Source organism: Streptococcus oriscaviae, assembly GCF_018137985.1.
In the GTDB taxonomy this organism is placed as follows: domain Bacteria; phylum Bacillota; class Bacilli; order Lactobacillales; family Streptococcaceae; genus Streptococcus; species Streptococcus oriscaviae.
The window spans coordinates 37,450-62,597 of record NZ_CP073084.1; the positions used below are offsets into that span (position 1 = coordinate 37,450).

General features: G+C 45.7%; 24 protein-coding genes. 21 read left to right on the forward strand and 3 right to left on the reverse strand.

Annotated elements, in window-relative coordinates; all coding sequences use genetic code 11:
- Window positions 1–144 precede the first annotated feature (144 nt).
- Window positions 145–888, forward strand: a complete 744-nt coding sequence (locus INT76_RS00210) for a polyphosphate polymerase domain-containing protein (protein WP_212570901.1) — start codon at window positions 145–147, stop codon at window positions 886–888.
- Window positions 875–1,552 carry a DUF4956 domain-containing protein gene (locus INT76_RS00215; protein WP_212570903.1) on the forward strand — a complete coding sequence of 226 codons (678 nt, stop codon included), beginning with the start codon at window positions 875–877 and terminating at the stop codon, window positions 1,550–1,552. Before INT76_RS00210 ends, INT76_RS00215 begins: the two co-directional genes overlap by 14 nt.
- Before the next feature lie 76 nt (window positions 1,553–1,628).
- Here the strand turns inward: INT76_RS00215 and INT76_RS00220 are convergent, their stop codons facing one another.
- The gene (locus INT76_RS00220; RefSeq protein ID WP_212570905.1) at window positions 1,629–2,780 is read right to left on the reverse strand and encodes a cobalamin-independent methionine synthase II family protein; all 1,152 of its coding nucleotides are present in this window, start codon (window positions 2,778–2,780) and stop codon (window positions 1,629–1,631) included.
- 250 nt (window positions 2,781–3,030) lie between these two features.
- Between INT76_RS00220 and INT76_RS00225 the strand changes: the two genes are divergently transcribed.
- The gene (locus tag INT76_RS00225; RefSeq protein ID WP_212570907.1) at window positions 3,031–4,197 is read left to right on the forward strand and encodes an MFS transporter; all 1,167 of its coding nucleotides are present in this window, start codon (window positions 3,031–3,033) and stop codon (window positions 4,195–4,197) included.
- An 87-nt stretch (window positions 4,198–4,284) separates the two neighbouring features.
- Here the strand turns inward: INT76_RS00225 and INT76_RS00230 are convergent, their stop codons facing one another.
- On the reverse strand, window positions 4,285–4,455 hold the full coding sequence (locus tag INT76_RS00230; RefSeq protein WP_212570909.1) for a DUF3042 family protein: 171 nt from the start codon (window positions 4,453–4,455) through the stop codon (window positions 4,285–4,287).
- A gap of 68 nt (window positions 4,456–4,523) precedes the next feature.
- On the opposite strand from INT76_RS00230, the gene miaA reads away from it, so the two are divergent.
- From miaA to INT76_RS00255, 5 genes are read left to right on the forward strand one after another with little or no spacing between them, the layout of a single operon-like run.
- Window positions 4,524–5,408 (forward strand): tRNA (adenosine(37)-N6)-dimethylallyltransferase MiaA, encoded by an 885-nt coding sequence (gene miaA / locus INT76_RS00235; RefSeq protein WP_212570911.1) that lies wholly within the window; start codon window positions 4,524–4,526, stop codon window positions 5,406–5,408.
- On the forward strand, window positions 5,401–6,651 hold the full coding sequence (hflX, locus tag INT76_RS00240) for a GTPase HflX (protein ID WP_212570913.1): 1,251 nt from the start codon (window positions 5,401–5,403) through the stop codon (window positions 6,649–6,651). The genes miaA and hflX overlap by 8 nt, the downstream gene beginning before the upstream one ends.
- On the forward strand, window positions 6,635–7,267 hold the full coding sequence (locus tag INT76_RS00245) for a cystathionine beta-lyase (RefSeq protein WP_212570915.1): 633 nt from the start codon (window positions 6,635–6,637) through the stop codon (window positions 7,265–7,267). Before hflX ends, INT76_RS00245 begins: the two co-directional genes overlap by 17 nt.
- A 10-nt stretch (window positions 7,268–7,277) precedes the next feature.
- Window positions 7,278–8,207: a ribonuclease Z gene (gene rnz, locus INT76_RS00250; RefSeq protein WP_212570918.1), complete on the forward strand. Its 930-nt coding sequence runs from the start codon at window positions 7,278–7,280 to the stop codon at window positions 8,205–8,207.
- Window positions 8,204–8,959, forward strand: coding sequence for an SDR family NAD(P)-dependent oxidoreductase (locus INT76_RS00255; RefSeq protein WP_212570920.1), 756 nt, complete (start codon window positions 8,204–8,206; stop codon window positions 8,957–8,959). Before rnz ends, INT76_RS00255 begins: the two co-directional genes overlap by 4 nt.
- A gap of 86 nt (window positions 8,960–9,045) precedes the next feature.
- On the opposite strand, the gene INT76_RS00260 is transcribed toward INT76_RS00255, so the two are convergent.
- A complete protein-coding gene (locus INT76_RS00260; protein ID WP_212570922.1) occupies window positions 9,046–12,303 on the reverse strand; it encodes an LPXTG cell wall anchor domain-containing protein in 3,258 nt (1,085 codons plus the stop codon).
- Window positions 12,304–12,550: 247 nt separating this feature from the next.
- On the opposite strand from INT76_RS00260, the gene cls reads away from it, so the two are divergent.
- The 13 genes from cls (at window position 12,551) to INT76_RS00325 (ending at window position 25,036) form a co-directional block, all read left to right on the forward strand.
- A complete protein-coding gene (cls, locus tag INT76_RS00265) occupies window positions 12,551–14,098 on the forward strand; it encodes a cardiolipin synthase (RefSeq protein WP_212570924.1) in 1,548 nt (515 codons plus the stop codon).
- Between the two features lie 81 nt (window positions 14,099–14,179).
- The gene (gene recJ / locus INT76_RS00270) at window positions 14,180–16,399 is read left to right on the forward strand and encodes a single-stranded-DNA-specific exonuclease RecJ (protein ID WP_212570926.1); all 2,220 of its coding nucleotides are present in this window, start codon (window positions 14,180–14,182) and stop codon (window positions 16,397–16,399) included.
- A 25-nt stretch (window positions 16,400–16,424) separates the two neighbouring features.
- Window positions 16,425–17,717 carry a DUF3114 domain-containing protein gene (locus tag INT76_RS00275; RefSeq protein WP_212570928.1) on the forward strand — a complete coding sequence of 431 codons (1,293 nt, stop codon included), beginning with the start codon at window positions 16,425–16,427 and terminating at the stop codon, window positions 17,715–17,717.
- Window positions 17,710–18,360, forward strand: a complete 651-nt coding sequence (locus INT76_RS00280; protein ID WP_212570930.1) for a hypothetical protein — start codon at window positions 17,710–17,712, stop codon at window positions 18,358–18,360. Before INT76_RS00275 ends, INT76_RS00280 begins: the two co-directional genes overlap by 8 nt.
- A 68-nt stretch (window positions 18,361–18,428) precedes the next feature.
- Entirely contained in the window at window positions 18,429–18,941 is a 513-nt protein-coding gene (locus tag INT76_RS00285; protein WP_212570932.1) for an adenine phosphoribosyltransferase, read from the forward strand.
- Window positions 18,942–19,041: 100 nt separating this feature from the next.
- A complete protein-coding gene (metA, locus tag INT76_RS00290; RefSeq protein ID WP_212570934.1) occupies window positions 19,042–19,983 on the forward strand; it encodes a homoserine O-acetyltransferase MetA in 942 nt (313 codons plus the stop codon).
- A gap of 8 nt (window positions 19,984–19,991) precedes the next feature.
- Entirely contained in the window at window positions 19,992–20,666 is a 675-nt protein-coding gene (locus INT76_RS00295; RefSeq protein WP_212570936.1) for a DnaD domain-containing protein, read from the forward strand.
- 3 nt (window positions 20,667–20,669) lie between these two features.
- Window positions 20,670–21,353, forward strand: coding sequence for a tRNA (adenine(22)-N(1))-methyltransferase (locus INT76_RS00300; protein WP_212570938.1), 684 nt, complete (start codon window positions 20,670–20,672; stop codon window positions 21,351–21,353).
- A complete protein-coding gene (locus INT76_RS00305) occupies window positions 21,343–22,137 on the forward strand; it encodes a Nif3-like dinuclear metal center hexameric protein (RefSeq protein WP_212570946.1) in 795 nt (264 codons plus the stop codon). The genes INT76_RS00300 and INT76_RS00305 overlap by 11 nt, the downstream gene beginning before the upstream one ends.
- A gap of 30 nt (window positions 22,138–22,167) precedes the next feature.
- Entirely contained in the window at window positions 22,168–22,992 is an 825-nt protein-coding gene (locus INT76_RS00310) for a ZIP family metal transporter (protein ID WP_212570948.1), read from the forward strand.
- 96 nt (window positions 22,993–23,088) lie between these two features.
- The gene (gene rfbA / locus INT76_RS00315; RefSeq protein WP_212570950.1) at window positions 23,089–23,958 is read left to right on the forward strand and encodes a glucose-1-phosphate thymidylyltransferase RfbA; all 870 of its coding nucleotides are present in this window, start codon (window positions 23,089–23,091) and stop codon (window positions 23,956–23,958) included.
- Window positions 23,958–24,551, forward strand: a complete 594-nt coding sequence (locus INT76_RS00320) for a dTDP-4-dehydrorhamnose 3,5-epimerase family protein (protein WP_212570952.1) — start codon at window positions 23,958–23,960, stop codon at window positions 24,549–24,551. Before rfbA ends, INT76_RS00320 begins: the two co-directional genes overlap by 1 nt.
- Window positions 24,551–25,036 (forward strand): phosphoribosylanthranilate isomerase, encoded by a 486-nt coding sequence (locus tag INT76_RS00325; RefSeq protein ID WP_212570954.1) that lies wholly within the window; start codon window positions 24,551–24,553, stop codon window positions 25,034–25,036. The genes INT76_RS00320 and INT76_RS00325 overlap by 1 nt, the downstream gene beginning before the upstream one ends.
- Window positions 25,037–25,148: the final 112 nt, after the last annotated feature.

A 25,148-nucleotide genomic window follows, 5' to 3' on the forward strand; every position in this document is an offset into this window, starting at 1 on the left:
CGGCGAAGAAAGCTAGATTCCCTAAAAGGCCTTAAGTTTTCTTTAACCTTTCTTTCAGTTTCATTTAATTTTCAAACCGTACACTATGACTTGTAAAGCAAGCAGACATCTGCTCGTTACAAAAGTGTAAAGAAGGTAATTAAGATGAAAACAAGAATCGTCCAAAAACAATTTAAGCGTATCGAGTCTAAATATATCGTAGATGTGGCAACGTTTGCCCTTTTGGAAAAAGACTTGCTCAAACACATGGTAGCAGATGACTATGCCAAGTCCACTATTACCAACATTTATTTTGACAATGAGCATTTCGAGATGATCCAAGATTCTATCGCCAAGAAAAATGGTCGTGAGAAAATCCGCATGCGGGTCTACGATGCCAAGCCAACGGCAAATAGTCAGGCTTTCTTAGAAATCAAAAAGAAAGAGAACAAGGTAGGTTTCAAGTACCGCTTGACCTCAAATCCCGTATCTGTGACCAACTATATCGAAAAAGGGATTGCCGATGTGACCATCAAAGATGAAAAGGTCACCACCGAACTGGAAATGCTCCGTGAACGCTATGGAACCATCAAGCCGAAGATGTATATCTATTATGACCGGGTATCCTACCGAGGAAAAGAAGATCGAAAGGTGCGCTTGACCATCGACAAAAACCTCCTTTATCGGGATGTCGACGTGGCAGTTACCAAGGGTAAATTCGGTCGCCCTCTGCTAGACCCCAATAAGATGATCATGGAAATCAAGGTGCCTGAAGCCCTCCCAGACTGGTTGGCAGCTCTGCTTGATAAATACCAGATTGAAAAGCAGTCCTTCTCCAAATACGGCAATGCTTACAAGCTCGCCAGCAGTCTAGCGAGCGAGGAGGTATTGACTCATGCAGCTGTTTAATAGTATCTTTACCACCAGCAACTCCAACATCACTCTAACACAAATGGCTCTGACTCTAGGCGTCAGCCTTCTATTGGGAGTCCTGTTGGCGGCTGTTTACAAGTACAAATCCAATTATAGTAAGGAATTTGTCATCACCTTGAGTCTGATGCCCAGTCTGATTGCCGTTATCATCTTTCTGGTGAACGGCAACCTAGGTACCAGTGTGGCAGTAGCAGGAACTTTCGGGCTAATCAAGTTTCGATCGGCCGCAGGGTCATCCAAGGAAATGCTGGCAGTTCTTCTAGCCATGACCATTGGTTTGGCAACAGGTATGGGTTATCTAGGTCTGGCAGTCATTGTCACAGTCTTTCTCTCCCTTGCTATCCTGATTTTTGAAAACACCAAGTTTGTGCAAGTGGATAAAAACCGCCGCCACCTAGTAATTACTGTTCCAAAGGAATTTGATTACCACCAATTCTTTGAAAAGCAGTTTGAACAGTCTTGCAAGGAGGCGACACTCTTATCCGTTCGCTACAAGAAGAAAAAAGAAGCCCTTATCCTTGAATATCAGATTACACTAGATAAGGCCATCTCAGACAAGCAGGTTCTGGACGCCGTATTGGCAGCAGGGCCAATGGATGTAGTGGTTAACAAACAAGTACCAAAACGCAAGTTCCTCTAATACCAAAAATAGAAAAAAGGCTCCAAACTACTTTTAGGAAGTTGGTTTGGAGTCTTTTGTTTTCGATAAAGGGAGATTAGTTGCCCCAGAATGTGTTTGCGATAGCTTGCCCCTGCTGGATTTTAGCCCATTGCTGGTCAGTTGACAGTTGGTTACCAGAATCACAGGAAGCAAATCCGCATTGGTGAGAGAGGTAGAGACGCTCTTTCGGTATAATCTTGCTGGCTTCTTCTAGGAGCTTGTAGACCCGTTCTTCATCATCCAGTTGGCTGGTTTTGCTCGAGAGAAGTCCGAGAACGACCTCGACATTCTTATCACGCAGACTTTCCAAGGCTTTCAAATCGCCGGCACGATCGTCATCCCACTCAAGGAAGAAGCGGTCATAATTCTGGTCACGCAAGAATTTCTCAGCGATTGCTTCATAGGTACCACCAGCCGCATGACGGCTCTCATAGTTTCCGCGGCAATTGTGAGTCCAAACAGTCAGACCGAGTTCGTGGCCGATTGCCACTACGGCGTTGTTGATGGCGACAAATTCATCTGCTAAAGCTGCCAGAGCTTCTGGGTCATCCTGTGGGAAGAAGGGGACAGGGTTGGCTGGGTCAAAGAGTTCCCAGAGGCAGTCGTCAAATTGGACGATTTGGCCGCCAGCAGCCTTGTAATCTTCCAGAAATTCACGGTAGGCCTTCAAAAGCCCTTGTTTGAGGTCTTCGCGGGTCTTGTAAACCTGATCTGGCCCCACTTGACCGTTGAAAACAGCGAGTTCAGTAAAGGCATGGGCAGGCCCCCAGACAGTCAGTTTGGTCTGAGAATCACCAGCCAATTCTTTCACTGTTTTGAAAATGTCGATAAAGTGGTGGTTTCTTCCAGACAACTCTTCGGTGATGCGCAAGCCGATGTCCTTACGCGTCTCAAAAATGGTACCGTCAGGGTTTTTAAATGGGTAGCCATGCTCAGCAATATAGCGCTCTACACCCTTTAATCCCCAAGCAAAATCTAAGTGCCACATGGATTTGGAAAATTCTCCGTCAGTCACAATGTCAACTCCATTGGCTTTTTGCTCTGCTACAATCGCTGCAATGGTTTGCTTTTCGAGGTCTTGATAGTCGGGAAAGGCATCATAGAAAGGATATTGAATGTCTTCTCTTTCCTCAATTTGGCGTTTAATATCGAGTAAGTCTGCTGGACGCAGTAGGGAACCAACTAATTGAAAACGTGAATGTGTCATAATAAACCTCTCTTTTCCTTCTTTGAATCTTGTTTCTATTGTAGCCCAAGTATCTTCTTTTGAAAAATAGTTATTTTGGGGTCAAATGTATAGTTCAAAACTATAACTATAAAGATTTTGGTTATAGTTTGATAAAATATTAAACGACCAGCAAAAGACTGTCTAAGGATCTCCACTTATGATATAATGGTCTTTGCAGTAAAAAACGAACGTTTTTTTCGTGAATGTGAAAAAAGAAAATGAGGCTATAATGAAAAAACAAGCTCCTTTTATGGTTATTGGCATTATGATGCTAGGAGTGGTGATGCGAGTGCCCTTTACAGCTGTTCCGGCAGTCTTGCCTGATATAGCAGCAGGCTTGGGCGTTTCTGTCAGTGATTTAGGTATTCTGACCTCTATTCCTCTCCTGATGTTTGCCTTTTGCTCAACGCTTGCGCCGCGACTGGCCGCAAAATTTGGTTTGGAACAGTTGATTGCCATTGTTCTTTTGACGATGGCAGCAGGTTCTTTTATACGAATCTTTAATCTTCCCAGTCTTTATCTAGGTACCATGTTGGTTGGAGCTTCCATTGCCATTATCAATGTCTTGTTGCCTAGCTTGGTTGCAGTGCACTTTCCCCATAAGATCGGGCTGTATAGTACGTTTTACATTACCTTGATGGGCTGTGCCGCCACCTTGGGGGCGATGGTCGCAGTGCCGATTGTTGCCGCTAGTTCTTGGCAATTTTTTATCCTTCTCCTGTCTGGAGCAGTGGTCTTGGCCTTAGCATTCTGGCTGCCAAATGTCAGAAACAATCACCGATTTGATCAAGCAAGAGGAGAAAGGGCGACAAGCTCCCTCTGGAAAAATAAAGGGGCTCTGATTTTCCTCCTGTTTGGCGGTTTGCAGTCTACCATTTTTTATACCGAGATGACTTGGTTGCCTACTATTTCCCAAACAATTGGCCTTGGAAAAGCAGAAGCAGGTTTTCTGCTGGGAGTGTTCAGTATGACCAGTATTCCCATGTCCATGATTATTCCTGCCCTCTTGACCCGCATGAAAAAGGAGCAGCGGGCTTGGATGATGTTGGGACTATCGAGTTTAACCGTAGTAGGTTTGCTTCTCATGCTGATTGCGCCGGCTAATTTTCTCCTTTGGATGCTCATTCACTTCATGTTGGGGGTCTCAACAGGTGCGCTCTTCCCTTATATGATGTTGAGCTTCACTCTGAAAACCAGCAACAGTCAAGCGACAGCCGAGCTTTCGGGCATGGTGCAAGCAGGAGGCTATCTGATTGCCTCTGTCGGCCCCTTCCTTTTGGGCTACAGTTATCCAATGTTTGGCTCTTGGCTTCCGCTGATTAGCGTCTTATTGTTAACCTGCGTGATGATGATGTGGACCATTTGGATGATTGAAAAGGAAGAGATTATCCATTAGAAGATAAAAAGAGAGGTTGGGGCAGTCCCAACCTCTTTCAAGTGAAAAAATAGTTTTAACCAAACAAAAAAGAGGGTCCCCTCTTTCTTAGTGTGCCACACGGCGGCGAGCCGCTTTTTTGCGATTTTCTTCAATGAATGCTTCTTTCAACTCTTCTGGCTCGATGATGGTCTTGTGGATCGCATACACAGCACCTGCTGCAAGCGCCACGGTTGTGAAAACACCGGCCAAGAAACCTTTACCAAAACCTTTACACATAGTCGTTTCTCCTTTACTTATGTTATAATAGATTTTAACCAAAAACCAAAAAATTTTCAAGGAAAAAGATGAAAACCAAACTAATCGTTGTTCTTGGCCCAACGGCCGTCGGAAAAACAGCTCTGGGGATTGAGCTGGCACAGGCTTATAATGGAGAAATTATCAGCGGTGACAGCCAGCAGGTTTACCGTCAGCTGGATATTGGCACAGCCAAGGCGACAGAAGAAGAACAAAGTCAGGCCCGGCACCACCTGATTGATGTGCGGGATGTGACCGAGACTTACTCGGTCTACGACTTCGTAAAGGAAGCTCAGGAAAAAATAGAAGAGATTACCAGCCGAGGAAAGCTCCCCATACTGGTAGGAGGCACTGGACTCTACCTGCAAAGTCTGCTGGAGGGCTATCATTTGGGCGGTCAGGTGGACCAGCAGCAGGTGCTGGCCTATCGGGCAGAGTTGGAAGCCCTATCGGATGAGGATTTAGGAAAAATGGCAGAGCAGGCAGGTTATGACAGCTCTCAAACAAGTCGGCGTCGGCTGATTCGTACCTTGGAGTTGGCTCAGTTTGGCAAGGAGCTAGAGAACAAACCAACTCCCTATCAGGCGCTTCTCATTGCCCTGACTGATGACCGTCAGGCTCTTTATGACCGAATCAATCAACGGGTGGATCGGATGATGGAGCAAGGACTTTTAGAGGAGGTGACCTGGCTCCACCAGAACCACCCGACTGCTCAGGCAGCCATGGGGATTGGCTATAAGGAATTTTTCCCCTATCTGGATGGGCAGATAAGTCTGGATGAAGCGCTTGATAAGGTCAAACAGAGTAGCCGCCGTTTTGCTAAGAGGCAGTTGACCTGGTTCAGAAACCGCATGAAGGTTGAATGGTATCAGGTTTCAGATCCCCAGTACAAGGAGAAAATCCGCGGGGCAGTAGAGGAGTTTTTACATGATTGAAACCCAGAAAGAACAAGAACGCGCCCTTTTAATGGGGGTAGAGTTACAAGATACAGAGCATTTCGAGATGTCCATGGAGGAGCTAGCCAGTCTTGCAAAGACTGCTGGTGCCTTGGTCAAGGGTGTTTACACTCAAAAACGCGACAAGTACGACAGCAAGACCTTTGTCGGCTCTGGTAAGCTGGAGGAAATCGCCCAAATGGTAGAAGCAGATGAGATTGATACCGTAATTGTCAACAACCGTCTGACTCCGCGGCAGAATGTCAACTTGGAAGAGGTCTTGGGAGTGAAAGTTATCGACCGGATGCAGCTGATTTTGGACATTTTTGCCATGCGGGCCCGCAGCCATGAAGGGAAATTACAGGTTCATCTGGCCCAGCTCAAGTATATGCTGCCGCGCCTGGTCGGTCAAGGGATTATGCTCAGTCGGCAGGCTGGAGGAATCGGCTCACGCGGTCCGGGAGAAAGCCAGCTGGAACTTAATCGCCGCAGCATTCGCAACCAGATTCATGATATTGAACGCCAGCTCAAGACCGTTGAAAAAAATCGTGCAACGGTGCGGGAGCGTCGCTTGCAATCGGGTGTCTTTAAGATAGGCTTGATTGGCTATACTAATGCCGGCAAGTCTACGATTATGAACGCCATGACGGACAAACGTCAATATGAAGCAGATGAACTGTTTGCTACTTTGGATGCGACCACTAAGCAGATCAATCTGTCTGGCAAGTTCAATGTGACGCTGACAGACACGGTTGGTTTCATACAGGATTTGCCGACGGAGTTGATTTCAGCCTTTAAGTCCACACTTGAAGAGTCGATGAATGTGGATCTCCTGCTTCATGTCATTGACGCATCTGACCCCAATCATAGTGAGCAGGAGCGCGTTGTACTGGACATCCTCAAGGAGCTGGATATGCTGGACATCCCTCGGTTGGCGCTTTATAATAAACTGGACAAGACGGATGACCAGTTTACCCCCAGTCAATACCCCCATGTCATGCTGTCGGCCAAGGATGAACAGGCTAAGAGCCACATCCAGATGATGGTCTTAGCCAAGATCAAAACCATGTTTCATCCCTTTGAGGTCAAAGTGTCTCTGGCTCACTCCTACAAGCTGCACGACTTAGAGAAAATCACCTTGATTGAGAAGCGGAGCTACGAGGACGATATGGAAATCGTATCCGGCTATATTGCTCCAAACAACAAATGGAAATTGGAAGAATTTTATGACGGATTATCTTGATTTGGCCTTGACCTATGGCGGCTTTACTAGTCTTGACAAGGTTTACTTGGCTAGAAAATTGGCCGGTCTGACTGACCAGCAGAAGCTAGATTTTATCACGCCGCCTCCTTCGGTAATCAATGCTTATTTTGCCGAGATCTACCAGAAACAATCTCCAGAGGCTGCGACAGACTATTATCTGAACCTCTCTTGTCAGCTCGGCCTTTTTCCAAGCCAGCCGTCTTTTGAGGAGGACAAGCCCTTTGTTCGTCTGAATCTGTCTGGTAAATCCTTTGGTTTTGCCTATGTCAATGAGGCTGGCTTGGCCCAAGTCTTTTCTGAAGAAAAGGTAGAAGCAAGACCTCAGCTTTTGTTTGAACTAGCCCAGATTTTCCCCCACTACAAGGTGTTTGTGGAGGAAGGGGTTGTCTTCATGAAGGAAATGGTGATAGATGAGGAGAGTCTGCTGCCGCAGGTAACGGACTATCTCTTGACCGATGTGGCGGCCAATGAGGATTGGGTACGGATTTCAGGCTTGAATCAGGAAGAGGTAGTGGAGGCTGCAGGTTGTTATTCGGGGCAGCTCTATGCTGCTTGGTCGGGTCGGACAGCTCTCCTTTATATTAAACAAGAATAGAAAGAAAAGTATGCAAATTCAATTTTTAGGAACTGGGGCAGGTCAGCCCTCTAAGGCACGCAATGTATCCAGTCTTGCCTTAAAGTTGCTGGATGAGATCAATGAAGTCTGGCTCTTTGACTGCGGTGAAGGAACACAGAACCGAATTCTGGAGACGACAATTCGTCCGCGTAAGGTGTCTAAAATCTTTATTACCCATCTGCATGGTGACCATATTTTTGGTCTGCCAGGTTTCTTATCCAGTCGTTCCTTCCAGTCTAGTGAGGAGCAGACGGACATTGAACTCTACGGCCCTGTCGGCATCAAAGCCTTTGTACTAGCGAGTTTGAAGGTGTCAGGCTCACGCCTGCCTTACCGTATCTATTTCCATGAGTTTGAGGTGGATAAGGTAAGCAAGGTGCTTGAAACAGATAAATTCACGGTATATGCAGACAAGTTGGACCATACGATACCTTGTGTCGGCTATCGTGTCATGCAAAAAGATTTGGAAGGAACCTTGGATGCAGATGCTCTGCGCGCAGCAGGTGTACCTTTTGGCCCTCTTTTTGGAAAAATCAAGAGTGGGCAGGATGTGGTGCTGGAAGATGGGAGAACCATCTTTGCTTCTGATTATCTCTCTCCGCCTCGTCCGGGTAAGGTGGTAACCATTCTGGGAGATACGCGCAAGTGTCATGCTAGCGTGCGCCTAGCCGTCAATGCGGATGTGCTGGTGCATGAGTCTACCTATGGTAAGGGTGATGAGCGGATTGCTCGTAAGCACGGTCATTCGACCAATATGGAGGCTGCTGAGGTGGCGCGTGAGGCGGGAGTGAGGCAGTTGTTGCTGAATCACATCAGTCCACGCTTTCTTTCCAAAGATGTCAGTCAGTTGCGCCGCGATGCTAGTAAGATTTTTGAGCGGGTTCATGTTGTCAAAGATCTTGAGGAAATTGAGCTATGAGAACTATTTTGATAACAGGGGCTTCTGGTGGTTTGGTAGAGAAGATGGTTCCGCTTTTGTCAGATGATTTTTTGATTTTGCTGGGGAGGGATCGGGAAAAAATCGAGCAACTCTATGCCTACCACGAGAAAAAAGTTGTCTTTGATGTGGATATTCGTGACGAGGCAGCCTTGTTGGCCTTCTTTGAGATGTTGGATTGTCAGTATGGGCAGCTTGATATTCTAATTAACAACGCTGGTTTTGCTGTGTATGATGATTTTGAAACCTTCACTAATCAGCAGGTTCAGGATATGTTTGATATCAATACCTTTGCCCCCATGACCTTGTGTCGTTTGGCAGGCAAGCGGATGAAGGAGAGGCAGTCGGGTCAGATTGTCAATATCGTTTCTATGAGTGGTCATATCGCAACAGCCAAGTCTTCTGTGTACTCGGCTAGTAAGTTTGCGGCCCTTGGTTTTTCCAATGCCATTCGCTTAGAGTTAGCCAAGTATGGTGTGACTGTCACAACGGTCAATCCGGGGCCAATCGCTACTGGCTTCTTTGAACTGGCAGATCCAGACGGCAGCTATCAAGAGAGTGTCAAAGCCTTTTTGCTCCAACCAGATGTGGTTGCCAAAAAGATTGCTGCTAGTCTGGGAAGCAGGAAGCGGGAGGTCAATCTTCCGTGGACACTAAACCTAGCCCGCATCTTCTACACTCTCTTTCCAAGGTTTTCAGATTGGCTGGCCGTTCATGTTTTTAATTACAAATAAGGACTCTGTATCTTTAGAAGTTTACAACACTAAAACAAAGACCCTATCTGTTTCAGAAGGGTCTCTGTTTGTTTTGGGAAGGACCTTTAGTCCTCTTTGCGTTTAAGGTTGAACAGGAAGCCGCCGGCAAGGAGGAGGAGGCTACCGATTACCATGCTGATCTTGCTGTCTTGAGCGCCAGTATTTGGTAGGGTCTTCTTGCTACTTGCTACTTGTTTTCCTTGTCCGGTGTGAGATAGTTGGCTGATGCCAGGGTCGGCAGTTTGACCAGGATCTGGCTGAGGAACGAGGACTTCAACCGGTGGCAGTTCTTCCAAACTCGCTAGCTGTGTGCCAAAGAGGGAGTTGGATACCCAACGGAAGAAGTGGACAGGATGTACCTTGTTGGTCGGATTTCCTGCGTAAATGAAGAGTGGTTGATCCATATAGTGGCCTGCTATCGCGACGACTTTATTGGCCAATTGGTCGTAACCTGGCCACCAGCCTGCGATATAGTAGTCTTGACCGGCGATACGGACTAGGGTACGGAAGCCTTCAGGGATTCCTTCAATCCAGTTACCAGAGTTGGAGTAGAAGAGGCTGTTCATCGCATAGCCGCTGGTTAGTGGATCCTTGTCATCCACAATTGCTTTCATCAAGCCTTCAAAATCTCCACCATTTTCAAATTGTTCTGCGTTGAATCCTTTGAGAATTCCGAGTGCTTCTAGTCGTTGCATAGCGGCTCCACCGACAACGATGACAGGTTTTTTGCCCAAAATGGTTTCATCAAATTGGTCTGATTCAAGCACGATTGCGTCTGCTTCATCAGCAGTTGCCACGATTTCAAAGCCCATCCGTTCAAGAGCGAGTGCAGAGTTGGCTAGAATAGCAAAATCTCCTGCCCAACGGTAATAGTGAGATGGGGCGTAGACCTTCATCGGTTTTAATTCTTTACCGACTGGTTGCTTGTAGAGCGGTTCTCCATAGAGGGCAAAATCTTTGAGAAGGTGGGCAAATTGATCGGTTTTCATGATAAATCCATCTTCTGTCAGATAGACTTTTGCTCCGGCCTTAATCGCTTGGTTAATCGCTTGTACTGCGCTTTCAGAGGTGTTGGCAACGACGTAATATGGAGCTTGGTGATCCACTTCTCTTGTGCGAGGTGCCTGAGTCCAACTTACATCGGCTAGTTTTCCATCGAAGGCCTTGTCACTAAAGATTGGCTTAATCTTGAAGCCTTTCATATCAGGGAAGTTTACAACCAATTCTGCATACATGGCACCCCATTTTGATTCGTTGGAGCCAGAGTAGAGGACATGGTTGGCAAAACCACGTTTGGCTTGTGCCATGTCAACAACCAAGTCACCTTTCTTAAATTCCCCCATATCTTGGGTTAATTCTTTGACGATGACGCCGTTGCGCTTGAAGTAGTCGATCATCTTGAAGGCTTCGCCTAGGTCGTTGTTCTTATCCAGTGTCATCGGAATGACATAGTAGTCAGGGAAGAATTTCGGTTGGTCTTTCTTGATACGACCGACCACTTCGCCGCCTGGGCCGACTAGTTCAGCCTCAGCCCGTGGATCTTCCACCTTGTTAACACCACGAGAATAGTATTTGAGACGCATTTCCATCAGGGCGTCAGGTTTGCTGGACATATTGCGAATGCCACCCAATACAGCGTAGAAGCCTGCTTTGAAGGATTCTTCGTTTGTTTCAGGAATTTCAATGGTGTGACCCAAAATGCCGTGGTACATCGCATAAACGGCTGTGTAGCCAGAGAAGGAGTCATCCCAGCCATCTCCCCAGTGAATCTTAGGAATGGTGTAGCGGGTATACTTGGAATTGGCTACGCCGGTTCGGCCCATTTCATGGGCTTTTTCCAACATCAAGTCAGCCATCAGGTCGTACTCAAAGTTTGGATCGTGCGGTGGTGTAGCTGGCTCAATCAGGAAGCCTGATACAAATCCGTGAACGTCCAGAACGGAAATCGGATTCCATTTATGGATTTGCGTGATGATGGCGCGTGTTTCAGGGTTGACCTGGAAACCAGCATCACGGTTGGGATCAAGTCCGTTGACGAGCGAGCGAAGGTTCAGAACATCTCCATCAGGGTTTTCAGTGAAGTTGAAGAGGAAGATGAATTTATTCAGCAAATCAGCTACCTTGAGACTGTGGGTAACGGGTTTTCCATCTGCATCTGTTGTGGAGAAATCAATCGTATCCTTGGTTGCAAAGTCGCGGAAAAGGCTGGTAATAATGTCAATACCTGGTTGCTCATCGGCGTGGGTGTTGTTGATGAGAACTGGTAGTTTGTAGTCAAAGCTGCCCTCTTTCAACTTGATGAGCATCTCATCAGGTTTGGTCAGCATGAGAGGAGTTGTTTCGGTCAAGTATTTGTCGATGCTGGCTTGATCTTTTGCGACAATCCCCATTTTAATGTCACGGTTTTGTGCAGATGTACCAATCACGTCAATGGTTACCTGCCGGTCGGAGGCTGCCATGTTTTTGCTTTCTTCAATCTCAGCTAGCATTTCTTCGTGGGTGCGGAAGCTAGCATACGGACGGAAATGCAGGGTCTTTTGAATGACAAAACTACCGTCGGCACTGACGCCTTCCAAGAGGAAGTCCTTCATGTAGTGGCGATAGGTTCTGCGAATGTTGCTAGGAGTACGCTTGCTCAAGTCACTACCAAAGAGGGCCGCCAATTGAATAGTCATGTGGTAATCACTTCCTGCTTGGCTGGCTTCAACAGTGATGAAAGGTTCTCCAACGAAATCGCCCTGTTGGAGGTCCCAAGTTTTCCACTCTGAAATTGGTTTTCCATCAAGGGTCCAGGTGACATTTTCCACGGTCTTACTGCCGACAGAAGCTGTTTCTGATAGAGTAGCAGGCTCTGAGAGGTAGACAGTGGTTGTTTCCAGTGTGATAGGTTGAGTTGCAAGAGCGGCGCGGACTTCAGCAGTAGGACTGCTTGTTTCTGTTGTAGTAGAGGTAGTTTCTTCTACGGTAGTCGTTGCTTCTGATGCAGCAGTGCCAGCCTCAGTAGCGGCAGTTCCTTCACTGCTAGTTTCGACAGGTGGTGTTTCGGTGGTTGTTGCCACAGAACTTGTTCCTGTATTTTCGGTAGAAGGTGGTGTTGCTTTAGCAGTCGTTGTGTCTGCTGGGCCAGCTTCTGTTGAAGGGGTGGTAGCTGGTGCTTGTTCAGTTGTGACCGCCGGTTGGGTAAGCTCGGTGGTCACAACAGGTTGCTCCAGACTTTCTGAACTATTGGCTGCCACAGTGGTTTGAGCCAAAGACGCAGCCAAAAGGACTGTTGAAGCGATTAGCAACCGATTCAACAGCCTACTTTTGTATGAAAGTTTCATATAACTTCCTCCTTGTTTTTGTTTTTTTTCTGAGTAATAGATTCATCGGGGGATATATACCATTATTATACAAGAAATGTAAGCGTTTTACAACATCTAATGAAAATGTTTTTTTATTCTGAAAATTCATGAAACACCTTGAATCCGGCTTGATATAGCCTTTGTGACAGGAAGATTGCTACTCGCTACTAGGAAATTTACAATCCGTTTGATATAATAGTAAAAATATCTTGTATGAGGAGAAGGTATGGGAAAATTGTGGAGGCTGATTTACAGTCGTGTCTTTATCGTCTTAACCCTCATGGTTATCACGGTCTTTTCAATCCTTTGGCTGGTGACTTCTGCTGCAGTATTGATTCCGACCCTCTTGACTATCCTGCAAATTTTTTCAATTCTGGTGGCCATTACGATTATCAACCGCCCCATGAACAGCAGTTTCAAGCTGACCTGGATTATATTTGTGACGGGTATTCCCATCTTCGGAGCGCTGTTTTACTTCATTTTGCAGTCCAACATTGAAACCAGACGCTATCGGAAAAATTTCCAGCGGCAGGCCCATATCCTGCGCCAATACGGTCACACTTCTGAAAAGGTGATGAAGGGCTTAGCCAAGGAGGATGAGGAGCAGTTGAAGCTAGCCCACTATATGAGTGAATATGTTGGCTACGCCCTTCATTCCAACACGGATGCGACCTATTTTTCATCAGGGGAAGCCAAGTTTCAAGCCTTACTAGAAGAACTGAAAAAGGCTGAAAAATACATCTTCATGGAATATTTCATTGTTGATTTTGGCTATATGTGGGATGAGATTCTGGCTATTCTCAAAGAGAAGGCCGCTCAAGGTGTAGAGGTTCGCTTCATGTATGATGGCATGAATTCCCTCAGTACTCTTCCCTATAACTACTACAAGACTCTGCGAAAAGATGGGATTAAGGCCAAGGTTTTTTCTCAGATTATCCCAGCCTTATCTACTATCCAAAACAACCGAGACCACCGCAAGATTGCTGTTATTGACGGCAAGGTGGCTTTTACAGGTGGGGTCAATATTGCAGATGAATATATCAATCGTAAGGAGCGTTTCGGTCACTGGAAGGATGCTGCCATCATGGTTAAAGGAGAAGCAGTGGCCAACTTTACCCTGATGTTTCTTCAGATGTGGAATTTTAATGAAAAGCAGGAAAACGATGACTCCAAATACCTTATCGATCACCGCATGCAGGAAAAAGAAACGATCGATTCAGAAGGTTACTTTTTGGCCTATGGTGAAAATCCTTTCGATGGGGACGAAGTAGCCAAGCGCGTCTATCTGGACATGATTCAGTCTGCTAAGGACTATATCTACATCATGACACCTTATCTAGTCCTAGATGATGAGATGATTGATAACCTGACCTACGCAGCTAAACGTGGGGTAAGAGTCTGCATCCTCTTGCCGCATATCTACGATAAGCAGACGGCCTATCTGGCTGGTCGGACGGATTTCGAGGTCTATCTGGAAGCGGGTATTCAGATTTATGAATATACTCCTGGTTTCGTCCACTCCAAGGTTGTTTTGGTGGATGACAAAAAAGCAACAGTCGGCACGGTCAACATGGATTTCCGCTCCTTCTATCTCAACTTTGAATGCGGTCTATATGTCTACAATCACCAGCAAGTGCTGAAAGATATTATGCAGGATTTTCAAGAATCCTTCACCAAATCCCATCGGATTACCTCAGTTGGTTTCCACAAGCATTATCCATGGTACAAACGACTTGCAGGTTCGATTATGAAGATTATTTCACCTTTGTTATAAGTCAGAAAAGGCAGGCTAGCTTGCCTTTTTTGTGTCATTTCGTGGTATAATAGTTACTGCACATTTTGAAGGAGTAAACCAGTGATTACATCAACCTATGATTGGCAGTTATTGCCCAGTTTTTCCGATCAAGGATTTATCAAATTAGCAAAAAAAGAAGGACTGGATGAAGCGGCGGCCAAGCTCCTGTACGAACGCGGTATCCAAACAGAAGAAGCACTCCAGCGCTTCTTGTATCCGAGTCTGGAAGATCTGCATGACCCGTACCTGTTGCATGATATGGACAAGGCAGTGGAGCGGATTCGCCGGGCTATTGAAGACTATGAACAAATCTTAATTTACGGAGACTACGATGCTGACGGTATGACCTCGGCATCCATTTTAAAAGAGGCCTTGGAAGAATTGGGAGCAGAAGTTCAAGTCTATCTGCCCAATCGCTTTACGGATGGTTATGGGCCAAATCAGTCTGTTTACAAGTATTTTATAGAGAAACAAGGGGTTTCCCTTATTGTGACAGTAGACAATGGAGTAGCAGGTCATGATGCTATTGCCTACGCCCAAGAGATGGGTGTGGATGTCCTTGTGACAGATCACCACTCTCTTCCAGATAGCTTACCGCAGGCGTATGCTCTTGTCCATCCGGAACATCCAGACAGCCAGTACCCTTTCAAACATCTGGCGGGCTGTGGAGTTGCTTTTAAGCTAGCCTGCGCGCTTTTGGAACATATCCCAGTGGGGATGTTGGATCTGGTTGCTATCGGAACGATTGCAGACATGGTTAGCCTGACGGATGAAAACAGGGTCATGGTCAAATACGGTCTTTCCCTGCTCAAACAGACGGAGCGAGTAGGCTTGCAGGAGTTGATGCAATTGGCAAACATAGACTTGGACAGTCTGGATGAAGAGTCTGTTGGTTTTCAGTTGGCACCTCGGCTCAATGCTCTCGGTCGCTTAGATGATCCAAATCCGGCTGTGGAACTTCTGACTGGTTTTGACGAGGAGGAGGTGCAGAGCATTGCCCTCATGGTGGACGCCAAAAATACAGAGAGGAAGGAAGTCGTTCAAACGATTTACCAAGAAGCCAAGGAGATGGTTCGGGCGGACTTGCCAATTCAGGTTCTGGCCAAAGAGGGCTGGAATCCTGGTGTACTTGGAATTGTTGCGGGGCGCTTATTAGAAGAACTGCAACAACCAGTTATCGTCCTGTCTATTGAAGATGGAAAGGCCAAGGGGTCGGCTCGTTCGGTTGAGTCGGTTGATATTTTTGACGCCCTCAAGGAACATAGGGATCTTTTCATCGCCTTTGGAGGCCATGCGGGCGCAGCTGGTATGACCTTGGAAGCGTCCAAGTTAGGAAGTTTATCTGATATTTTAGTAGCCTATATTCTGAAAAAAGGGCTGGAAGGTACGGTTAAGCCTCATCTCGTTTTGGATGAGGAGCTGGACTTGGAAGACTTGCAACTTGAAACGCTCAAGTCCTTTGAAAAATTAGCGCCCTACGGTATGGATCATAAAAAACCTATTTTTTATGTGCGAAACTTTCAAGTGGAAACAACTCGAACCATGGGGCAGGACAATGCACACCTCAAACTACGGATCAAAAAAGGGCAAGCAGTTTTTGATGTTGTGGCCTTTGGGATGGGGCATTTAGCGTTGGAAATGGCTCAGGTCAAGGGGTTGGAGTTAGCCGTTCGCTTGTCGGTCAACCAGTGGAATGGAAATACCAGCCTACAACTGATGCTGGTTGATGCGCGAGTAGAAGGAATTCAGCTTTACAATCTCCGTGGGAAACAACACCCTCTTCCTGCTGGTGTTGCAGTGCTTGATTTTGAAGAAGAACTGCCAAATCTAGATGCGGAACGGGCTGTTGTAGTAGCCAATCTTCCTGCGCAGATTGACCATTTGAAAGAATTGGTGCAGGCTCATGATTTCCAGGCCATTTACTTCAAAAACGAGATAAGCATCCCTTACTATTTGGATGGCTATGGAAGTCGCGAACAATTTGCCAAACTCTACAAAACGATTTATCAGTTCAAAGAATTTGATGTTCGCTATAAACTGAAAGAACTGTCCGCCTACCTCAAAATTAACGAACGCCTGTTAATCAAGATGATTCAAATTTTCCAAGAGCTGGACTTTGTGCATATTAAAGATGGTGTAATGACGGTGAACCCTCAGGCACAAAAACGTGACATTGCTGAAAGCCGAATTTATCAAGAGCTGAAGGAACTGGTCAAGTTACAGGAATTGATGGCCTTGGGAACGGTTCAAGAAATCTATGATTGGCTGCAGTCAACATGATAAAAGATACTAGGGGAAAAGTAGAATGAAAAAGAAAGGAATAGTAGGAAGCCTGCTAGTGCTGGGATTGGCGCTAGCTGGCTATTTTGTCTGGTCTTCTGGTCAGACGACAAGTGATTTTCTGTCCGTAGAGCAACATCTAAGCCTTGCGGAACAGAAAAAAGAGTTTCTTGATAGGCACCGCTCTTTGCTTAGTCAAGAAGACCTAGCGGCAATTGAAGTTTTACTGGAGCGTTCAATTGCAGATTTACAGCAGGCTGGCTGGTCTGATAGAGCCATAGCAACAGGCTATCTGGGGCAGTTGACACAAGAAAAGGACCTTATCGGTCTTAGCAAACAAGTGGAAGAAACCTACCAAGCGAGTCAGATATTTGGAAGTGAGGTCTTTCAAGAACTGTGGACGGTTCAAACAGAGAAAGTCTCAGCCAAAGAAGCAAGAAAATTGTTGGAGCATAGCTTGAGCTTGATTGGAATGCCAGACGAACTTTCTGGTAGTCCTGAAGAAACGAGAGCTCTTCTTCAGCGATTCGATAAGGAGTTGGCTCCTGATGATTATTTCTGGGGCAGTTTTGCACGGCTAGTGCAAAAGGCGTTCCCCAAAGATTCTCTCTCAAAAGCTGACAGCCTTGCCCACAAAGTCCACCAGTTTCGCTACCTTATCTCCGCTCAGCAGGCGCAGTGGGTTAGAGAACACTATCGCCGAGATGGACAAACAGATCGAGAAGCCTTGGTAGCCTATTTAGCTGGTCAGTCTAAAAAAGAAGTAGAAAAAGATACGTTTGGTCTAGAAGAATTTGATTATTTTGTTGATTATGATTTAGAAGAGTCCTCGCGTTTGCATAATAAGGCAGCCAGCTTACGAGGGCAGTCAGGGTCGGTTGTCATGCTCTATCCAGACTTTGAACCGCTGGTCAACATCAAAATTGTACTGAGTTTTCACACGGAGTTTATCTTATCCAGCACCGGTCGCTTTGCCAATGAGTTGGATCCTGAAGGGTTGGATGAAAACGGGGTAGTCAATGGAGCGTCCTTTAACTACGCGAATAAAAACGATACCCTACACCGAACTCTTGACATCAAACCAGTTAAAAACCATGACCCAAGTTATCGGAAAGAATGGACCAAGACAGATTTTTTTGCTTATCAAGCGCCAAATAATCTGAGTTTTAGTTTCCAGCCATCCAAGAAAGAAAGTTGGGTTAGCTCTTATTTTAACAAGGAAGGAATTTATTCTATCAATGGCAAGAGTTCCTCGGAGCGGATAAGAGAAGAAATCGAAAAGCTGAAAACAGCGATTAAGGAGGCTGCAGATGACTAAGAAAAAAATGCTTCTCACCATCGTTGCGATACTGTCATTATCCGTTTGCGGCCTGTTTGCTTACACTCATCTTTATCCTGAGGAAACCTATCAATTTTTGACCGAGTTGATCCAAGGTTTGGCTGGTCATCCTGCAGAGAAGGTACAGGCTGGAAATACTTACCTTATCAATGACAGAAACTTCAAATTTATAGATGACAAGCATTTCTTTTATTTGATTGACAATAGTGACTATCAGTCTGAAAAAGAATTGGAAGACTACCGCAAAGAGATGGAAAACGAGGATATCTATCCCCACATTCTCCTAGTAGAAGGGGAATACCAACGCAAGGGCGACGATGTGTTTCTAAAGGAAACACGAGGCTTGCTGATGACGTTTGATAGCGTAGCAGCCGCAACTAAAAAAACGTACACTTCCTTGAAACCACTGGTTTATGTCGATACCGGCTATAATTCCCAGCCGCAGCTTGTCAAAACAGATAAAGCCTATCAGTTTCAATTGCATGTTTTTCTTGCAAAAGAGGATGGAACCTTCGAGAAAACCGCCAATCTGGCAAGCTACCCAGTTTATGAAGCTCCTGAAAATCTGCCAGATGGCATTGACCAATTTTTAAAAGATTATCAGGAGCAGTTAAACAAGTAATCCCAATTTACTAACTAGAAAATTCATGGTATAATGAAGGGTACGAAAATTTTATAAAGGATAAAACAATGAACTTAACAGACTATATTGCAACCATTAAAGATTACCCAAAAGAAGGTATTGAGTTTCGTGACATTAGCCCCTTGATGGCTAATGGGAATGCTTACAGCTATGCTGTTCGCGAGATTGTTCAGTATGCGACAGACAAAAAGATTGACATGATCGTCGGCCCGGAAGCGCGTGGTTTCATCGTGGGCTGTCCTGTTGCCTTTGAATTGGGAATTGGCTTTGCACCAGTACGCAAGCCTGGTAAGCTGCCTCGTGAAGTTATCTCGGCTAGCTACGAGAAGGAATATGGTCTGGATACCCTTACCATGCACGCAGATGCCATCAAACCTGGCCAACGTGTTCTGATTGTAGATGACCTTTTGGCTACGGGCGGTACTGTCAAAGCAACGATTGAAATGATCGAGCGCTTGGGCGGTGTTGTGGCAGGCTGTGCTTTCTTGATTGAGTTGGACGAACTCAAGGGGCGTGAAGCTATTGGCGACTACGATTACAAGGTATTGATGCACTTCTAGTTATAGTTAAAAGTTATAACTAGCCCTATTTTTATTCTAATTGAAAAGTATATCCTCCTATTCTATAATAGAGTATAGACAAAGGAATAGGAGTGGTAGCATGCCAATTAAAATTGATAAGACTTTACCAGCTGTAGAAATTCTAAAAACAGAAAATATCTTTGTGATGGATGATGTCCGTGCCAGTCACCAAGACATTCGTCCTATTAAGATCTTGATTCTCAATTTGATGCCACAAAAGATTGTGACAGAAACTCAGTTGTTGCGTTTATTGGCGAATACCCCTCTGCAGTTGGAGATTGAATTTTTGCACATGTCCAGTCACCGGTCGAAGACGACCCATGTGGAACATTTGGAGCAGTTTTACAAGACCTTTGCAGAAGTGAAGAACAACTATTTCGATGGTCTGATTGTGACAGGTGCCCCAGTAGAAAATCTTCCTTTTGAAGAGGTTGATTATTGGCAGGAGTTGGAAGACGTTTTTGAATGGTCTAAGAGCCATGTCTATTCGACTCTGCATATTTGCTGGGGAGCGCAGGCGGGCCTCTATGCCCGTTACGGTGTACCAAAACATAGCATGGACAGGAAACTGTCTGGCGTTTATTGCCAAACTGTGACCAAAACAGATTCGCCTCTGATGAGAGGGTTTGATGATGAATTTCGCTCGCCCCATTCTCGTTATACGGAGGTCAAGGCTGAGGAGGTTGCCCATTTAAACAAACTCCAAATTTTGGCTCAGGGCAAGGATGTGGGGCTATCAATTCTTGCCAGTCGGGATTTGCGCGAAGTTTATAGTTTTGGCCACTTGGAATATGATCGGGATACCTTAGCCAAGGAGTACGAACGCGACTGCCTAGCGGGTAAGAATCCCCATGTTCCGGAAAATTATTTTAGAAATGATGATCCAAGCAGCCGGCCGGCTCTTTCTTGGAACCTGCCAGCCGCTCAATTTTTTACCAACTGGATTAACTACGCTGTGTATCAGGAAACTCCTTACGATTGGAGTACCTATGAACAGTCAGCTATTTCCGCAAGTCTATAAGAGGAACTATGAACCATTCACAGTATTATCAGCAGGGTCATCTGGTTTTGCCACCAGCCTTGCTCTTTCATTTTGAGGAACTATTTCCGTCAGCTGATGATTTTCTAGTTTGGCAGTTTTTCTTCTACCAAAATACTAGCCAGCTAGATAGTATTGCGCCCAGTCAAATTGCTCAGGCTACTGGAAAGACGGTGGCCACAGTTAATGAGGCCATCGAACACCTGCAAGAAGCAGGTTTGTTGGAGTTTAAAACCATCAATTTGGCCGGGGAAATCGAAATGATTTTTGATGCCCTGCCTGCCTTGGAAAAACTAGATGCTCTTCTGTCTCCCAAGCTGGAAACAGAGCCAGTTCTACCTAGCAATGACATCAAGGATTTAGTTGCTGATTTTGAACGTGAATTGGGGCGGCTCCTATCACCTTTTGAAATTGAAGATTTGCAAAAGACCATTCACGAGGATCACACCTCTGTTGAGCTGGTTCGGGCAGCTCTACGAGAGGCTGTCTTTAACAACAAGACTAACTGGCGCTACATCCAAGCCATCTTGAGAAATTGGCGCCGCGAAGGGATTACGACCCTAGCCCAAGTTGAAGCGAAAAACGCTGAACGTGAAGTTCAAATTCCTAAAAATGTCACGGTATCCGATGATTTTTTGGATGCCATGAATCTCTGGAAAGAATAGAAAATGGAAACAAGATTATCAAAAAGACTGGAAGCAGTCGCATCTTTTGTGCCCAAGGGCGCGCGTTTAGTCGATGTAGGGAGTGACCATGCTTATCTCCCTCTTTTTTTGGTGGAAAAAGGGCGGATTGAGTATGCTATTGCAGGCGAGGTGGTGCAGGGGCCCTATCTATCTGCGCTAAAAAATGTGCAAGAAGCCCAGCAAGGCGAGAAGATTGCGGTTCGTATGGCCAATGGCTTAGCTGCTTTTACGCTGTCAGACAAGATGGATACTCTCACGATTGCAGGGATGGGCGGCCGACTGATTGCCGACATCCTAGAAGCTGGAAAGGATAAGTTGGTTGGGATACAACGCTTGATTTTGCAGCCCAATAACCGTGAGGATGATGTGCGCAGTTGGTTGATGTCCAATGGATTTCAGTTGGTTGCTGAAAGCATCTTAGAAGAATCTGGCAAACGCTATGAAATTCTTGTTGCAGAGCATGGACAGATGGAATTATCTGCTCAAGAGTTGCGCTTTGGGCCATTTTTGCAAGCTGACCGCTCACCTGTTTTTATCCAAAAGTGGGAGAGAGAGTTAGGTAAGCTTGTTCATGCTTTGGAACAGGTTCCGCTTGATCGTCAAGCTGACCGCGCAGCTATTCTTCAAAAAATCAAGGATATCAAGGAGGTTCTTCATGTTAGCTAGTCAGCTTATTCAACGCTATCAGGAATTTTGTCCGCCTGCTCTTTCAATGGAAGGAGATGTGTCAGGTTTGCAGATTGGCACGCTTAATAAGGACATTAAGCGAGTCATGGTTGCATTGGATATTCGCGAAACCACAGTGGCAGAAGCGATTGACAAGCAGGTGGATTTGATTATTGTGAAACATGCACCGATTTTTCGACCTCTCAAACACCTAGTGGCCGATGATTTGCAGACTCAGATTTGCCTTCAGTTAATCAAACATGACATTGCAGTTTACGTCAGTCATACAGATATTGATGTGCTAGATGGTGGGCTCAATGACTGGTTTTGTGAACTTTTGGGGATTGAAGACACAGATTTTCTTCACGAAACAGCTCCAGGATGTGGGCTAGGGCGTATTGGCAGTCTGAAAGAGCAAAGCTTGGAAGAATTAGCTCTTAAGGTCAAGGAAGTTTTTGATTTGGATGCCGTTCGCCTTGTAGCTTATCCGTATCACGTCCAGCAACCAATCAAACGAGTAGCTATTTGTGGCGGCAGTGGGGATTCTTTTTATAAAGATGCGCTTGAAAAAGGAGCGGATGTTTATATTACAGGGGATATTTACTATCATACAGGGCAAGAAATGCTGACTCAGGGCCTTCTGGGAATAGATCCCGGTCACCATATTGAAGCACTTTTTATCAAGAAAATTGCTCAAAAATTAGAAGAATGGAAAGCCGAAGAGGCTTGGGATGTGGAAGTTTATCCTTCCACAGTGACCACCAACCCCTTCAGGCATCTCTAGTAAGAATTTGGTAGGAAAGTAGGAGTTTTCATGGCGTGGTTTACAGAACAATCTGTCTTAGTTCAGGCACTGATAGGCGGCTTGTTTACTTGGTTTTGTACTATCTTGGGTTCGGCCGTAGTATTCTTTTTCAAAACGGTCAGTCGACGTCTTTTAGACACCATGTTGGGATTTGCGGCGGGTGTCATGATTGCGGCATCTTTTTGGTCGCTTCTTGCACCGTCTATTGAGTATGCGGATGCTGCTTATGGAAAATGGTCCTGGATTCCGGCTGCTATTGGTTTTTTAGTAGGTGGCTTCTTCTTGCGCCTGGTGGATGCTCTGGTTCCCCACCTTCACTTGGGAAATGAGATTGATAAGGCCGAAGGTGGCGATGAAGTTGGGAGGAAAAATCTATCCAAAACTGCCTTGCTTTTCTTGGCCATTACCATTCACAATATTCCTGAAGGCTTGGCCGTTGGGGTGACTTTTGGCGCTTTGGCCAACAACAACACAACCGCGGCCCTTATTGGGGCGATTGGTCTAGCACTGGGGATTGGCTTGCAAAATATCCCTGAAGGAGCAGCGCTTGCGATTCCAATTCGGACGGATGGAAAATCCCGCAGCAAGGCCTTTTTCTGGGGCTCTATGTCAGCCATTGTAGAACCAATCGCGGCAGTGATTGGGGCCGTTGCAGTTACCTACATGACCCCAATTCTTCCCTACGCCTTAGCCTTTGCGGCGGGAGCGATGATTTTCGTTGTAGTGGAGGAGCTGATTCCAGAGTCGCAAACCAATGGAAACACCGATATTGCTACCTTAGGCCTGATGGCAGGTTTTGTCATTATGATGGTCTTGGATGTAGCACTTGGATAAAATATGGAAGCTTGCTGCGGCAGGCTTTTTTAGTCATGACAACCGCTTTAGAATATGGTATAATAGACCAAGAATATTTTACGAAAGGTTTTAATTATGAAAGGTATTATCTTAGCTGGTGGGTCTGGTACCCGGCTTTATCCTCTTACTCGTGCTGCTTCCAAGCAGTTGATGCCTATTTATGACAAGCCAATGATTTACTATCCTTTGTCAACCTTGATGTTGGCTGGGATTAAAGAAATTTTAATTATTTCTACACCACAAGACCTTCCGCGTTTTAAGGATTTGTTGGGTGACGGAAGTGAGCTTGGAATCTCTCTTTCTTATGCAGAACAACCAAGTCCAGACGGCTTGGCACAAGCCTTTATCATCGGTGAGGAATTTATCGGAGATGACAATGTTGCTCTTATCCTTGGAGATAATATCTACCATGGAAACGGTCTGACCAAAATGTTGCAGAGAGCGGCAGCTAAAGAAACAGGGGCAACTGTCTTTGGTTACCATGTTAAAGACCCTGAACGCTTTGGTGTTGTGGAGTTTGATGACAACATGAACGCTATTTCCATCGAAGAAAAGCCAGAAGTGCCTAAGTCAAACTTTGCGGTTACAGGGCTCTACTTCTATGACAATGACGTCGTTGAGATTGCTAAAAATATCAAGCCATCTCCTCGTGGTGAGTTGGAAATCACAGACGTTAACAAGGCTTACTTGGAGCGTGGCGATTTGTCTGTTGAGCTCATGGGACGCGGCTTTGCTTGGTTGGATACAGGTACGCATGAAAGCCTCTTGGAAGCGGCTCAGTACATTGAGACTGTACAGCGTTTGCAAAACGTTCAAGTGGCCAACTTGGAAGAAATTGCCTACCGCATGGGCTACATCAGCAAGGAACAGGTATATGAGCTGGCTCAGCCACTCAAGAAGAACGAATACGGACAGTACTTGCTCCGTTTGATTGGAGAAGCCTAATGACAGACAATTTTTTTGGTAAAACACTAGCAGCTCGTCCAGTAGAGACTATTCCTGGCATGCTGGAATTTGACATTCCAGTCCATGGCGACAATCGTGGCTGGTTTAAGGAAAATTTCCAAAAGGAGAAAATGCTTCCGCTTGGCTTCCCAGAAAGCTTCTTTGCAGAAGGAAAATTGCAGAACAACGTTTCCTTCTCCCGCAAAAATGTTCTTCGTGGCCTCCACGCAGAGCCTTGGGATAAGTATATCTCAGTCGCAGATGGCGGCAAGGTCCTGGGAACCTGGGTTGACCTGCGTGAGGGTGAAAGTTTTGGTAATACCTACCAAACGGTTATTGACGCGTCAAAAGGAATTTTTGTACCGCGTGGCGTAGCCAACGGTTTCCAAGTCCTGTCAGACTTCGTGGCTTACAGTTACTTGGTCAATGACTACTGGGCTTTGGAACTCAAGCCTAAGTATGCTTTTGTCAACTACGCTGATCCTAGTCTTGACATCCAGTGGGAAAACCTAGAAGAAGCAGAAGTGTCAGAAGCAGATAAAAACCACCCGCTTTTGAAGGATGTTAAGCCTTTGAGAAAGGAAGACCTCTAATGTTTCAAGCTTTTTTGGAAATCGCAGAGCAGTTAAACAAGCTAGGAATCACTCCCTTGTTAATGGGCTCTGTCGGTCTGGAAAGGCGAACAGGACGGGATTGGCAGGCAAGGGACCTTGATATTCATGTGCCCAGTGATCCCAGAGGTTGGGAGGCTCCTGACGAGGAGCGGATTTACCGTGCGGATGAGCTGATTGCCATGATGAACCAGCTGGGCTATGTCCTCGTTGACCGTCATGAGCATGAATTTCAAAAGGATGGCCTTTCTGTTGAATTTGGCGGCCTTCATTCGCTTCCCGACTTTGCGGGCGTGGAGTTAGAGGACTTGGAAGAGATTGAGACTCAAGGTATTCGCTATTATCTGCCGACGCTGAAGCAATACTTGAAAATCTATCAAGCCTCCTCCAAAGATTCTTATCGGGCAGAAAATAATAATCAAAAAGATTTTGCTAAGATTGATTACTTGAAAGAAATGTTGAAGTAGTCTGGCAATCAAAGAGGGCGAGCAGAGCGAGCCTCTTCTGTATGTCATCGCCGTAGTGAGAAGCTCCTTGGCTTTGTTAAGGAGCGGGGAAACCCTTGAGGCCCTAGACTCA